The organism is Paenibacillus sp. SRL342 (genome assembly GCF_984798905.1).
Genome location: NZ_OZ481790.1, coordinates 2200801 through 2214947, shown reverse-complemented (window position 1 = coordinate 2214947; position 14147 = coordinate 2200801). Strand labels below are relative to the sequence as shown.

The following is a 14147-nucleotide window of genomic DNA, read 5'->3' as shown; positions in this document are numbered from 1 at the left end:
CCCCACATGTTCCTGTTTGCCATGAGTATATCGGGAAGTGGGTTCGGCCCCTAGATACTAAAGTATTGTTTCAAAGATGCATCCGTTACAGGAGTTTCCATTCACGTGCTTTTGCTACGGCTTCGGTTCGTCGCTTCACCTGCATTTTGTCAAAAATAATCCGGTTATGTCCTTTCACGGTAGGCAGTGCAATATGAAGTATCTCACTAATCTCCCGATTGGATCTTCCCTGCGCAATGAGATGTAATACTTCGAGCTCTCTCACACTTAACGGATCAATTCGCAGTTCAGAAACGTACGGATATACATCTGTCTCTTCCGAAATCATTTCTACTCTGTTATCCTCACCTTCATCAAATGCAGCCAGTAATTGAAGCAGATATAAATGTGAGTCACCGCGTGCTCTCATACTCTTCAAAAGACTGTGCACAACAACACCTTCGTCTACAAATATTCGAATGAAGCCAGCTGGCTCTGCCATCATCATGGCCTCAGTCAGGAGCTCGATAGCTTGTGTTCTATTTCCATGTTCCTCATGGATAACCGCCAGAAGGATTGTTGCCTTGAGCTGTTCATCCTTGAAGCCTTTGGTTATGGCCAAGCGAAGACAGGATTCCATCATACCAAGTGCCTCCAAGGTGTTCCCCTGCTTCAGCAATACTCTGGCCTGACTAAGCGCATGATTTCTGTCCCATGATAATCGTATTGCCTTTTTCAGATCACCCTGACGAAGGAGCACAAGAACGTATGCAGCAGTAATATCAGGGATCGCCTTTGTAAAATTTAACTGTTGGGCCGTTTCGTTGATTCTATCTAACATGATAGCGGCTTGATGAAGATCCGCCTTCGCAAGCGTCACTCGGGCGAGCCATAACTCACTTGCAACAACCCTGTCCGTTTGGACAAATTGATGTGCCAACTGCACACTCTGTTGGGCGTGCAACATCGCCACATCAAGGTTATTCCATTCATAATGAACTCGCGCCAGACCCAAATGGGCTTCACATGCAATGGGTAGCGGTGGCTTACCTGCCATATGGACCACCTGCTGATAGGCTTCAGCCGCCAGGTGTAGCTGATTGTTGGATTCCTGCATATTCCCCACGCCCAGTGTCGCCATCATCGTGATAATATGATGTCCGATCCTGGTACTATTCGCTAATGATTCCTCGTAGGACAATTCGGCTTCCACACGTTTTCCCTGAAGCTGGTATGCATATCCTAATGTCCAAGCTGTTGCTGCACGAATGGGCAGATTATGAGGATGCAAATATTTGAGTGCTCGAAGTGACTCCGTAATAATCGCATCCGCATCGTGCCGGCTGACAGCCAGCGTGGCTCGGATGGAAGCGATATGTCCGATGAGATCAGAATTGGCCTTTTCAGGTTCGGTATTTTGTAACACTTGTTCAGCAGACTGCAATTTGGGTTCGACGTCTATCATATATCCTGACACTAATAACGCAGCCGCATGCATCACCCATAGGGAAGGTATTGAATCCATTTCTGCTGAGGATAGAGACCTCAACCATTGCAAGGCAGGAACAGCACCCCCGCGAAAAAGAAGTGGCATACCTTTACCTTCCAACAGATCCGATGCCCGATGAGTATCTGCCGCAGCTACAGCATGATTGAAAGCCTCCAGCTCCATTTGATGCTTCTCATACCAGATACTCGCTCGCTTATGTATCTCAGTAATAGACAGATCGGTCTCCGCTGTGCCGGCATAATTTGAATTCTGGTGTACTCTTTTACGCAATAAATCTGCAAACAGATGATGGTAACGATACCATCGCCTCTCATTGTCCAAGGGAACGATGAATAGATTGGCTTGCTCCAGCCACTCCAACATGTCCTGTCCAGTAAAATCAACGGATTCATGTTCCTTGGGTTCATCTATATCCAAGATCGCATCACACAATGAACCGCATAATCGATCCAACATGCACGTTTTCAACAAAAAGTTCTGTACTTGTTCGGTTAGCCCTTGTAATATTTCTTCCATTATATAGTCCAGTACAAATGGGTCTCTGCCACTGAACGTTTCCATAAAGTGATTTGGATCAGAAGAACCCTGCATGGATAAGGCCGCTAACTGCAACCCGGCAACCCAGCCTTCTGTTCGTTTTTCAAGGAGAGCAGCATGTTCCTCTGAAAGTTTCAATCCCATGACCCGATCCAAAAACTCACTGCATTCGGCAGAAGTAAAACGCAGATCACTACCACGTATTTCAATCAATTCCCCCTTTGCCCGCAGTCGAGCCAAAGGTAACTTGGGTTGCTGACGCGTAGTCATGACGATATGCATATGCGGGGGCATGTGCCTCAGTAAGTAGGCAAGCGATTGATGGATCACTTCTGAAGTCATGAGATGATAATCATCCAGAACAAGTACAAAATGATCGGTTATTTCAGAAACTTCATTAAGAAGGTATGTAATAATGATCTCGATCGGTGGAGGCTCGGAAGATTGAACTAATCCCATGATTCCTTCAGCAAGCTTGGGGAAAATCGTCTGTAACGAAGCACATAGATATGTCAAAAAACGTGAAGGATCGTTATCCGCTTCTTCCAGCGAAAGCCAAGCTGTATCTATTGAAGAAAACTTAACCCATTGATTGACTAGTAGTGTTTTTCCTGATCCTGCAGGAGCAGAGACCAGTATGAGTTTAGCGTGCATCCCCTCGCCGAAACGGACATACAGGCGGGGACGATCCACTACATGGGAGCGCTGAACTGGAATGGTTAATTTCGTAGATAAGATCGGTGCATACATGAGCCATACCTCCATTCAAGGGTCGAACAGCAACTGTATCATTTCATATATCGTTTTGGCATCTATACTACCATAAAAATCAATAAGACACGCCATAAAAGACGTGTCTTTATTATTAGTAATACATAGATGAATTTAACTTCTGATTAACACTAGCTGCTAGTAAAAATGAATGGCTCTACCTTACACTATCCGAGCAGGAGTAATGCTTTGCGGATTGTTAAACACATTTTTCGGGTCATACTTGGCTTTGACTCTCCGCAGTCTGGCATAGTTGGCTCCATAGTACACTGGACCGGAATTTTTGATCCCTTGGTCTGGAACGTTGATATAGGAACCCACAATGTATGGTTGCAATTTCTTGCGAGTATTACGAGCGAGTGCGATATTTTTGGCGGCATGGGATGGTTTGAGCCACGTACTGGTCCATTCCACATAGAACTTCTCTTTGCGCCAGAAGAATGCGGTAGATCTAGGTGATTTGCGACTTACCGCTCCGCCCCAGTTGAGGAAATAGAATCCGCCTGGTCCCTCTTCCAGGTTCTCCAAGAATGATCGCATCGATTTAATGGCTTTGTCGGGGAATGGTTTTCGTCCAAAACCGGACGAGAACTGGTTACTATACCGTTGAGTCTCGGTCGGATCAGGTTGTAATAAGAACTTCACAACTTCCGTGTAAGGTAACAAACGAACAATGGAACTTGTCGGTGTGCCAACACTCGTAATCGGCTCCAATAGACGGAGTGCCTCTGTTTTTGACCCTAGGAACAGCCCCTCCATGACGACATTGCCACCCTTTTTCGGTCCGATGGACAACTCGCTGCCCAGTCTTGTATCCACAGAGGGAGCCCACCTCTGCCATACTTTGAGCACCTTCTCGAATTGAGCCCATGGCCAGGTGATTTTAAATACAGTCGCCTTCGCTGGAGCCCGGCGCACTTTGAATTTGTAACGGGTGTACACTCCGAAGTTACCGCCGCCGCCTCCCCGCGAGGCCCAAAAGAGATCCGCATTACGATTTTTATTGGCCCGGATAACTTTTCCTTTGGCGTCCACCATCTCTACCTCAAGCAGGTTATCACTGATGAGTCCAATCGTACGCTGGAGAGGCCCAATTCCCCCACCTAACGTAATTCCACCGATCCCTACAGTAGGGCTGTCACCAAAAGGAGCTATGAAACCTTGCTTGGCAAGGGTATTCGCAATTCTCCCTACTCGGTTACCCGTACCCACAACAACGGTTCCATTTTTTTTATCAAGTTTGATGGAATTCAGATCACTTACATCAATGACAATTCCGCCGTTAACCTGTGAAAGATTAACCTCAAGCGCATGTCTTCCACTCCGCGGCCTGATCGGTACATTATTTTCACGAGCCCATCGGATAGCGTTGGATACATCTTTCGTCCGTTGGGCAAAAACAAAAACTTTAGGATATTTGTCGGTATGCGGGTCCCAGTTCTTGCGCGCCGCTTCGTATCCCGGATCTCCTTTATAAATAACCCGTCCGGTAAGCTTTGTTGATGATTTCACACATCCCACTCCCTGCTGAATAATCGTCCTACAGCCTCTGCTGCATCAAGCACTTTATACTGTATGACGGACATTCGCGGAGGGAATGGGCTGGTGCCCTTAATTTTCAAGGTTCATGTTTCAGAGGAATCAATTCTGATTAACTTGCGCGCTTCCTGTTCTTTTTCACCATACCAGACGAGCACGTCGGCAAACAGATCCATGATGCGAACAAAGTTCTGCTTATCCGCTTCTGAAATCTGATCTGCATACTTGAAAATCTCATCAAAGCAAAGCTCCCTTACAAATTCGGTATACTTCGCATATACCTCGCGACCTTTCGGCGAAGGTTTGACGTATATGTCTTTGCGGTTACCGCTTAAATGAAATTTTTCGAGCAGGCCTTTTTCCGTCAGATTCTTCACGTTCTTGGAAAATGTACTGCGGCTTACGCCCAGGCGTGCGGCCATTTCCGACATCTTCTCTTCCTTGTCCTCGGCTTCCAGAATGTATTCCAGCGTCTGAATCTGTGAAGCCGAGAACATCATGTCTGTACCATAACTTCGTTGCAACTTGTACGTGTTCGAGTACGCATTACCGTATTTGATAATTTTCTCAATCAGTTCCCGATGGTCGCCCATCCAATCTAATTTCATGCGTAATCCCTTTCATATTCAGATTCTCTCTTACTCTACTGAAATCAGATTCGTTTTTCAATCCATGTAATTGCTTCTTCAATAACATCATCACGAGTCGGTTCATTAAATATTTCATGCATCAGATGAGCATAAATTTTGAGTGTTTTATCCGTGGAAGCGATATCGCCGTAAAAGTCACGGGAATCCTTTTCGCTGACCAGTCCATCATTTGCTCCATGCAGTACAAGCACGGGATCTGTAAACTGCTTCGGGTTCTCCTTCAGCCATGCTACGCCATTTCCCAGACTATTAAATAAATCTACAGAGATCTGCTTTTCAACCAGCGGGTCATTCGCGTAAGCGGATACAACTGCGGGATCACTGCATACGCCGCTGCCCAGCTCATTAGGGAAATACGTGCCTGCAGGAAGATCCATTGGCAGTTCTCCGGCAACTTTTGTATTGTAACGAGTGAGGGCTCCGGATAGTACGATGCCTCTGACCTTGCCTGGATATTTCGTTCCAAAGGACGAGGTTGCAAAACCGCCCATACTATGCCCGATCACAAACAGCGGAAGATCGCCACTCTCTTGCAATGCCGCCTCCACAATGACATGAACATCTTCAATAAGATGATCAAATTCTTTATAGAACGTACGCTGTCCCTCGGATCTGGCATGACCACGATGATCGAAGCGATACACGCTAAAACCACGTTTATTTAGTTGTTCCGTCACATAATCGTAGCGCCCTGCATGCTCAGCTAGTCCGTGAACAATAACGACAGCGGCTTTTGCATCACTAACTAAATTCTTACTAGAATATAGCCGAGTACCGTCAAAAGATTCGATTGTTGTTTCAATTATACTCATAATATTTCCCGATCCTCTCGTTACGCTCAAGCACCAAACAATTAAATTCTTTAGCACAGGGCGTTATTCGTATACTTAAGAATGAGGTGCTCATAATACCCAATAGAATGTGGAGGACGACTTTTTTTGGTCTTTTTCTCTTGTTACTTGCAAGATCAAAAGCTTCAAATCGGGAATAGATAAAGAAACATATTGTATTCCATAAGAACAATATTGTTTCTTATAGAAACAATATTATCACCGACGGCATCCCTTGTCTATATTTAATTAAAGCGTTTACATAGAGGCAAAAAAACGCCATCATATGTTACATGATGACGTCTTTTTCCTTTATGGTATCTAGAGTATCGAACTCCTGACCTCATCGCTGTCAGCGGATCGATACTCTCCAGATCGTTAATAGAAATGCGGAGAAAAGCTATCTGTGTCATCAGGCACCAATTTCATGTTCTACCACCCTGTAAACAACGGCTTCGGACCCACATGCGTGGGAAAGAGTGGCAATACTTCCTCTGCCAACTCCTGAATCACCTCAGCAGGAGGTCGACTCGAAAAATGAATACCGAGTGCAGCATGATTGACGCCAACTGCTCTCCATTCCTCCAATAGCTGAATCAGACCTGCTCGTCCTGTCCGCAATATGTACCCGCCACGAAGCGGTGTTCGAGGATAATTGGGATCTTCGACAAGATCAATCCATTCGTTCGTCATATGCGGCTTGAACATGCCACCAGGTATTTTTTCACGCCAAGCATTAATCTTATGACCAAGCATTTGAGGACCGGATTCGTTTGCCGTTGCTTCGGGATAAGTGAGCCAACCATCACTGTGCTCTGCAATCCAATCTAAAGACTGCCTGCTTGAGCCCGTCACAACGAGCGGAATGCCATCAGCAACGGGCTTCGGGAGCAATTCAAGCCCTTTCAATTGACCAAGAGAAGATTGAATTGCGCCAGTTCTATCCTGTATAAGCTCACGAAAAAACTCCACAGTCTCCCGGAATCGCACATCACGATGCTCCCCATCTATCCCATAAGCCGGAAACTCAGCAGGTCGGTCGCCGGAAGCAATCCCTAGCACAAGTCGTCCGCCCGAAAGTACATCAATGGATGCAGCTGCCTTGGCTAAATCAATCGGATGGCGAAGCGTGAAGATCGCGCTTCCTGTTACCAGGGAGACGTTTTGGGTTCTTGCAGCAAGATAGGCAAGATAGATAAATGGATCAAATACTTGTCCAGCATCTCCAAAGGCAGGATCAAATAAAGGAACATCTCGCACCCATACGGCTGCAAAATTTCGTTGATCAATGATTTCCACGAGGTCAGCTTGACCTTTTAGAACATCCATATGACCTTTATAAAATTTAAGTGGTAAAAACAGCCCGATTGTCAACTGGTCCGGGGCAAACATGCGGCGGAAACCAGGGTGTTGATTGAAGTTGTGTAACGCTTGTGTTGACGGATTTTCTATTCGTTCCATAACATCTATAGGTTTGTTCATTCCTTCTCCTCCTACAACAATAGTAATCCAGTAGACTGATATCTTTTTAATTCGACTGGAACTGATATAATTGTAACAATCGATTGACCCCATAAGTAGTGACAACTCTCAACAAAATAACAGGGTCAGTTCTGGCAACGAGGAGGATTAACATGATTGATTTGACATTATTGTTGAACAGAGAGTCTGGAGATCCGTTATACGCTCAGCTTTATCACTATATTAAGAAAGATATTTTGAACGGAAAGTTACCAGCCCATACTCGACTTCCCTCTATTCGCTCACTGTCCAGCCACCTCCACATTAGCCGTAATACAGTGGATATGGCGTATCAACAATTATTGGCTGAGGGTTATGTCCAGAGCAGGCCAAGGAGTGGCTTATACATCATGGATTTAAAGCTGGAAGCATTGCCCCTATCCCACGTAGTGAGTACAAATTGGTTGGAAAACATTATTCAGGATAGCCCCGAGATTCGATACAATTTTCGTTATGGTGACGTAGATGCTGAGCATTTTCCATTTGCCACTTGGCGCAAGTTATCCAATCAGAGCTTGCTCCAGAACCAAATGAAGTTGTTTTCTTATGGTGATCCGCTCGGAGAACCGGGGTTGCGATCGGAAATTGCAAATTACCTGCACAGCTCTAGGGGAGTAAATTGTTCACCTGATCAAATTATAATTGGAGCTGGTGTTCAGTACTTGCTCGGTGTGTTATCTGGATTAATAGGTGACGTTAGTCATGGGATCGCGATGGAAGACCCGGGATATGACGGTGTTCGGACGGTTTTTCAACATAAAGGTCTAAACATTCACCCTATTCCGCTGGAAGTCGATGGGCTTCATATCCGCAAGTTATACGAAAGCAATTCCCGCATCGTCTACATTACACCGTCACATCAGTTCCCCTATGGAATGGTCATGCCGCTCGCCAAGAGAATGCAATTACTGAAATGGGCAACAGACCAGAATGGGATCATTATTGAGGACGATTATGATAGTGAGTTCAGATATGTCGGCAAACCGATACCTTCCCTGCAAAGCCTGGATACTCAACAGCGAACCGTTTACCTGGGGACATTTTCAAAGTGCCTTCTGCCTTCATTACGTATTGCGTATATGGTTCTACCACAGACCATGTTAGAGCTACACCGTAAACAAGACTACCGATTATATGATCAAACGGTCTCTCATTTTCAGCAGAACACCTTAGAACTGTTTATGAGTAATGGGCATTGGGAAGCCCACATTCGCAAGATGAGGAAGGTATATCGACAGAAGCAACTCACACTCATCTCAATGCTTCAAAAGATGATGGGTGCTCAAGTTACCATCATTGGTGAGGATGCAGGACTTCATATTTTGTTGCGAGTACATAACGGAATGGATGAACACAAGCTGATTGCTACTGCTGAGAAAGAAGGTGTTCAGGTCTACCCGGTATCCCCCTTTTGGGTGCAACCAGCTCAAGCGGAGCAATCCATGGTTCAGATTGGTTTTGGTGGATTGAGTATTGAGGATATTACAGAAGGCGTATATGCCCTTCACCGGGCTTGGTTTGGGGTCTGAGAACATTCGTGTGACTACGACCACACAACCAAACCATTTTCACCTAGAAAGAACCCGCAAAACACTTGAAAATCCTTGTGTTAAGCGGGTTCTTTACATATGGAATCTGGAGTGATCTACATTTCTTTTTTGATGTTCTCTACATCATTCATTTCATCAACAGCAGTCTTACCAGCGATTCGTCCAAAAGTAAAGATATCCGTCAAGGCATTACCGCCTAAACGGTTGCCTGCATGTATACCTCCTGCAACTTCCCCAGCGGCATACAGATGTGCAATTGGCTGACCGTTTTCATCCAATACGCGAGTGTGGGTATCGATCTTGATTCCGCCCATGGTATGGTGAACCGCCGGTTTTCTAGGCGTAGCATAGAATGGAGACTTCTCAACTTTTAAGCTAAACGTATCCTTATGGAACTCCGGATCAAACCCCGCATCCACATATGAGTTATACTTATCAATCGTATTTCTAAGAACTTCAGGTTCCATATTGATTTTCACGGCCAGCTCTTCTAACGTATCGGCTCTGAACAAGGTACCTGCTTCGACTTGAAGGTCTATCTTTTCCTGGCTTGTGTTCGCTGCGGTTTTCTTGATCTCATCATCCGCAATCAGGTAAAATAAACTTCCCTGCTCGATAGCCGCTTTTGTTAAGACATCTCGTCCAGAGAATTCATTAACAAATCGTTCTCCCTTTTTATTAACAATGACAAAGTTTTCAGGAGGTACTTGCAATCCACTGAACAGCTCGCCCGTATCCGGGTCAGCTACAGGCATCATTTGAGTGAAGCCCATGCCTGTCAGCGCTGCTCCTGCACTCTTACCTAGCGATATTCCATCACCAGTCATCGCATAGGAATTTGTTGTTTTGATATCATCGTCAATATGGCTCCAGTACGTGTTATATTCCTTGAGCATCTGTGTATTTGCACCAAAACCGCCGCTGGCAAGCACAACGGCTTTGGCATGAATGGTGATTTTCTGACCATTAACACCTGTTGCGATAACACCTGTTATTTTTCCATCTTCGATGATCAATTGTTTGACTGGGCTATCTGTAATCATTTTTCCTGAATGCTCTTCTACATATTTGCTAAGTGCAATGATAAAGGCAGAGCCATAACTTTTGACAGGTTTATGGCCGCGGCGCCAAAGAGCACCCACTGGAGCAAATACGATACTCTTATCATATTCAACCCCGATATCCTCAAGCCACGTTACACTTTCCAAGGCACGGTCTGTAAGTACTTTGACCAGATCGTATTGTCCATAGATCGTGTTTCCATTCAGATCCGTTCGTTTGCCCCCAAAATACGTTTGCATTCTGTGAAGAAGTGGCGAGTCGAATAAATAAGCCTTTTCTGTGCCGAACTTTTCCTGATACGCAGTAAACTCTTCTTTGAGTGCATGGAAATCATCGATATATTCCGGGTGGACCAGGCTCTCATCCGTACTCAATAAATTCTCAATTGTCTGTCTTTCCCCTGGATTCTCAGTGAACTGTTGTTGCCATACAGGATCTGCAGCATTGACAGGACCACCTGAACGGATCGTGTTTCCCCCAACAGCCGGATATTTCTCAAGTACAATCGCACTTGCTCCTTGTTGTAAAGCTGTAGCAGCAGCACTGAGTCCTGCGCCACCTCCACCTACAACGACCACATCGCAAGTGTATTCTTCGTCATCTTTCATCTGGCTGCTAGCAGGTTTTGGACGTCTTTTCAGGATGTCAGGATTCACTCCGGCAAGCTTAACCGCTTTGGCTACACCATTGATGACAGCATTACTGGTTTCAGAAGCACCTGAGAGAGCATCTACATTCAGCGTCTGTCCCTCAATGATTTTATTCGGAATTCTTACAAAAACAACATCGGCGATGCCTTCGGTTTCACCCTTCGAATCGATATCGATGCTTTCAATTCTATTTTCACTAAAGGATACCTTCATCGGAAGATTGCCACTGTGACCTATGGCATTGATCTCATACACACCGGGTTTGTAGGTAAACTCCTCTTCTTCGTTGAGCTGATTTGAAATTTTGGCAAACCGAAGGAATCGCAGGAAACATGTTTCCAGGAAATCAATCGTTCCTTCATTGTTCAGGTCACCTGATTCGTCAAATGCTTTATGTGCAGTTCCAAGTAAAAACTCATACCCTGGCATCACATTGGCTTCAACACCCGGTGCATCCAGGATTTGACGAAGATGCAACTGTGCACGCGAGGAACCTTGTGTTCCCTGGGACGCACCTATGATCATCACGGGTTTGCCAGCCAGCGGATGGATTTCAAAGCTCAACCATTCCAGCAGGCTTTTAAGGGATGAAGGGATGGAATGGTTATATTCTGGAGTCGCAATAATGACACCATCACTTGCTATAATTTTTTCATTAAACGATTGTATAATTTCACTGTTTGTATGGTTATCGGACTGATTAAACATCGGAACATCTGTAATATCGAGAATTTCAATGGCTGCTCTGGACTCAAAATGCTTTTGCATGAACTGAAGCAGCTTGCGATTATACGATTTCTTTGCATTTGTGCCAACGATCGCTATGATTTTCATTGTGATTAGCCCCCTACTCTTGCCAGGAAAATTTTTTCGTTTTTTTCTTCAACGTCCTTTTTGATAACAGTTCCGTAGTGATCTCCGTAAACAAAACAAACTCATTGAAGATTTCGGCAAGCTCCGCCACTTTGTCAGCGTTAATGAGATTACCATTGCTATCAAATGCACTCTGTGATTTTCCCAAAAGAAACTCGCTGCTAGGCATCATTCTCGCACCAAGCTCAGGCGAATCCAGGATTTGTCTAAGATGCGCTTGTGCCCTGGAAGAACCGAGTGCACCATGTGAAGCACCCACAATCAGAACAGGCTTGTCTTTCAGGGTTTGAGTGGTATAACTGATCCATTCCAGCGCACTTTTCAACACGGCAGGAATCGCATGATCATACTCAGGAGTAGCGATAATGACACCTTTCGCTTTAGAGATTTGATCTAATAAGTCTTGTACCTTCACAGGAATATCAACTTCAGCATCCTCTAATTCATCTTTTTCAATAAAGGCAGGCATATCCTTGATTTCAAACAAGTCAATCTGGGCTTCACTAGCAAAATGTTTTTGCATAAATTGAAGTAGCGTCCGGTTCGTTGACACATCCGAATTCGTGCCCACGATAGCTAAATAGTTCATCGTAATCCCCTCTCTGTCATTCGAGATGATGTTAGTAACTGTCAGGTTCAATCTTTCGGCCTAACTCTAACATATCAAAGCTCAAATGATCTAATAGTTATTCATTGCAGTTTGATAACTAATTTGTTATAATCACCTCAAATTCAAAGTTTGTTACTTTTTTCACAAGTGGTGAGGAACATGTCTAAGTTAGAATCTCAAGATATCTTGTGTTACATTGACAGCCTATTGAAATACAGTAACTATAGCAGGGCTGCCCAATCTCTATACATATCTCAGCCCTACCTCACAAAGGTTATCAAGAAAATCGAAATTGAGTTGGGCTGTGAGCTAATCACTCGTAACAAACTTCCGTACCGATTAACCGAGCAGGGGAAAATATATTATCAATACTTAACGTCACTCGAACATAGCTACGCCAAGCTTATTAGGGAAATCTCATATATATCGGATATCGACAATAAAGTGTTACGGATCGGCATTCTTCCAAGCCTTGGTGTTTACTTAACACCCCTTTTTCTACCAGATTTTCTGGAGCTTCATCCTGCTTATAAAATTAATCTTGTCGAGGATTTACCTGAAAAAAATGAGAAACGTCTCCAAAATAATGAGTTGGACTTCTGGATCGGGCAAAATTCAAGCAGTATCTCCCCTAACCTGAACTCGTTTAACTGGGGCAGACACAGTTACCAGGCCATCATTCCGCGTTGCTGCGAATTATATCAAGAGAATGTTGCAGTTATCCCGGAGGGCACGATTGAGATCAGCACCATTTTGAATCAAAAGCTTATTCTAACGTCCAAGGGTTCGGCAATCCGAAAACAGATTGATCAATTGCTCAGTGTCTACAAGGTACAGCCTAATATCGTTATGGAAAGTAATGAAATCTACACGGTACTGAAGCTGGCAACGCATAATTTAGGTCTGACCTTTGTACCTGAAAGTATCCATATCAAGGAGTGCCCTTCGGAATACAACATCTATCCAATCCCTGTAGAGAAGATGAGTCTGGATTATTTTATAGCCCATCATGAAGCAAAAAAGCTGAATAGCGTGGATCATGACCTCATCCATACTTTTCTCAATCACGGACAACAATGTGCGATATAGGAGGCTATCATGAAACCTTTTACGAGAACGGTACCACTCATGGGAACTAACATATCCCTCTATATCGAGGGGACAGATGCTGAAGAGCTTGCCGATGAAGCCGTGAATATGCTCGTCCATTATGAACAAGTGTTTAGTGCCAACAGTGAGCACTCGCAGCTTGCCATGTTAAAAAAAGAAGCCGCATCACATCCGCTTAGAGTAGACAAGGAACTGTATGATCTTATTAAGATAGGCAAAGAACACAGCCTGAATAAAGATTCATTTTTAAATATTGCGATAGGGCCTTTGATCAAACTGTGGAGAATTGGTTTCCGCGAGGCACATGTGCCGGAAGATACCGAGATTAAAGCAGTGCTGAAGCTCTTGAATCCAGAGCATATACAGCTTGATGATGAGCAGCAAACGGTTCATTTATCCAAAAAGGGCATGGAAATCGACCTTGGAGCGATTGCTAAAGGTTATTTTGCCGATCAAGTGATGGCATTTTTCAAGAAAAACGGAGCTGTATCAGCTATGGTCGATATGGGCGGCAATGTTCTGGTTCATGGCGATTCTCCCACCGGGTCCAGTCATTGGAAAGTCGGAATCCAAAATCCCTTTTTACCTAGAGGAAATGCAGCAGCACTCGTTAGTATACGGGAGCAATCCGTCGTTACATCAGGAATATACGAGAGAGTTTTAGAGAAGAAAGGGGGTCAGTACCATCATATATTTAACAGCAGGACAGGCTATCCCATCGAAAGTAATATTGCTTCTTTAACGATTATTGCGGATAGATCGCTCGACTGTGATATATATACTACAGAATTATTTGGGTTAGATGCGGTCTCCATTATTCATAAAGTTAATAAAATGAAGGATATCGAGGCTGCCGTAATCACGACGGATGGAAATCTGGCCTATACAGATAATCTTAGAGGAAGAATTGAGCCCGTATTTAGGTAAAAGTGGACGGAACAAGTTCTTCCGCCCA

At 44.4% G+C, this 14147-nt stretch carries 10 protein-coding genes; 3 read left to right on the top strand and 7 right to left on the bottom strand.

The features are described from left to right. Positions 1–85 precede the first annotated feature (85 nt). The 5 genes from AC4E8D_RS10230 to AC4E8D_RS10210 form a co-directional block, all read right to left on the bottom strand. Entirely contained in the window at positions 86–2776 is a 2691-nt protein-coding gene (locus AC4E8D_RS10230) for a winged helix-turn-helix domain-containing protein (protein ID WP_221823219.1), read from the bottom strand. Between the two features lie 183 nt (positions 2777–2959). Next, positions 2960–4309, bottom strand: coding sequence for an FAD-binding oxidoreductase (locus tag AC4E8D_RS10225; protein ID WP_221823217.1), 1350 nt, complete (start codon positions 4307–4309; stop codon positions 2960–2962). A 113-nt stretch (positions 4310–4422) separates the two neighbouring features. Further along, complete coding sequence (locus tag AC4E8D_RS10220; protein ID WP_076209078.1) at positions 4423–4944, bottom strand: MarR family winged helix-turn-helix transcriptional regulator; 522 nt, start codon at positions 4942–4944, stop codon at positions 4423–4425. Between the two features lie 44 nt (positions 4945–4988). Beyond that, positions 4989–5798, bottom strand: coding sequence for an alpha/beta hydrolase (locus tag AC4E8D_RS10215; protein WP_339307733.1), 810 nt, complete (start codon positions 5796–5798; stop codon positions 4989–4991). 450 nt (positions 5799–6248) lie between these two features. After that, positions 6249–7298: an LLM class oxidoreductase gene (locus AC4E8D_RS10210; RefSeq protein WP_339307731.1), complete on the bottom strand. Its 1050-nt coding sequence runs from the start codon at positions 7296–7298 to the stop codon at positions 6249–6251. Between the two features lie 152 nt (positions 7299–7450). On the opposite strand from AC4E8D_RS10210, the gene pdxR reads away from it, so the two are divergent. Continuing rightward, positions 7451–8866 carry a MocR-like pyridoxine biosynthesis transcription factor PdxR gene (gene pdxR, locus AC4E8D_RS10205; RefSeq protein ID WP_339307729.1) on the top strand — a complete coding sequence of 472 codons (1416 nt, stop codon included), beginning with the start codon at positions 7451–7453 and terminating at the stop codon, positions 8864–8866. Between the two features lie 116 nt (positions 8867–8982). On the opposite strand, the gene AC4E8D_RS10200 is transcribed toward pdxR, so the two are convergent. Then, positions 8983–11433: a flavocytochrome c gene (locus AC4E8D_RS10200; RefSeq protein ID WP_339307727.1), complete on the bottom strand. Its 2451-nt coding sequence runs from the start codon at positions 11431–11433 to the stop codon at positions 8983–8985. Positions 11434–11446: 13 nt separating this feature from the next. Further along, positions 11447–12061 carry an NADPH-dependent FMN reductase gene (locus tag AC4E8D_RS10195; protein WP_339307725.1) on the bottom strand — a complete coding sequence of 205 codons (615 nt, stop codon included), beginning with the start codon at positions 12059–12061 and terminating at the stop codon, positions 11447–11449. Positions 12062–12241: 180 nt separating this feature from the next. Here AC4E8D_RS10195 and AC4E8D_RS10190 point away from each other — a divergent pair, with 180 nt between their 5' ends. Both AC4E8D_RS10190 and AC4E8D_RS10185 read left to right on the top strand, forming a co-directional pair. Beyond that, entirely contained in the window at positions 12242–13171 is a 930-nt protein-coding gene (locus AC4E8D_RS10190; RefSeq protein WP_339307723.1) for a LysR substrate-binding domain-containing protein, read from the top strand. 9 nt (positions 13172–13180) lie between these two features. Then, a complete protein-coding gene (locus AC4E8D_RS10185) occupies positions 13181–14119 on the top strand; it encodes an FAD:protein FMN transferase (RefSeq protein WP_339307721.1) in 939 nt (312 codons plus the stop codon). Positions 14120–14147: the final 28 nt, after the last annotated feature.

Coding starts and splice junctions, on each gene's coding strand:
- AC4E8D_RS10230 (WP_221823219.1), bottom strand. CDS start 2,776: ATGTATGCACCGATCTTATCTACGAAATTAACCATTCCAGTTCAGCGC.
- AC4E8D_RS10220 (WP_076209078.1), bottom strand. CDS start 4,944: ATGAAATTAGATTGGATGGGCGACCATCGGGAACTGATTGAGAAAATT.
- AC4E8D_RS10215 (WP_339307733.1), bottom strand. CDS start 5,798: ATGAGTATAATTGAAACAACAATCGAATCTTTTGACGGTACTCGGCTA.
- AC4E8D_RS10210 (WP_339307731.1), bottom strand. CDS start 7,298: ATGAACAAACCTATAGATGTTATGGAACGAATAGAAAATCCGTCAACA.
- pdxR (WP_339307729.1), top strand. CDS start 7,451: ATGATTGATTTGACATTATTGTTGAACAGAGAGTCTGGAGATCCGTTA.
- AC4E8D_RS10200 (WP_339307727.1), bottom strand. CDS start 11,433: ATGAAAATCATAGCGATCGTTGGCACAAATGCAAAGAAATCGTATAAT.
- AC4E8D_RS10195 (WP_339307725.1), bottom strand. CDS start 12,061: ATGAACTATTTAGCTATCGTGGGCACGAATTCGGATGTGTCAACGAAC.
- AC4E8D_RS10190 (WP_339307723.1), top strand. CDS start 12,242: ATGTCTAAGTTAGAATCTCAAGATATCTTGTGTTACATTGACAGCCTA.
- AC4E8D_RS10185 (WP_339307721.1), top strand. CDS start 13,181: ATGAAACCTTTTACGAGAACGGTACCACTCATGGGAACTAACATATCC.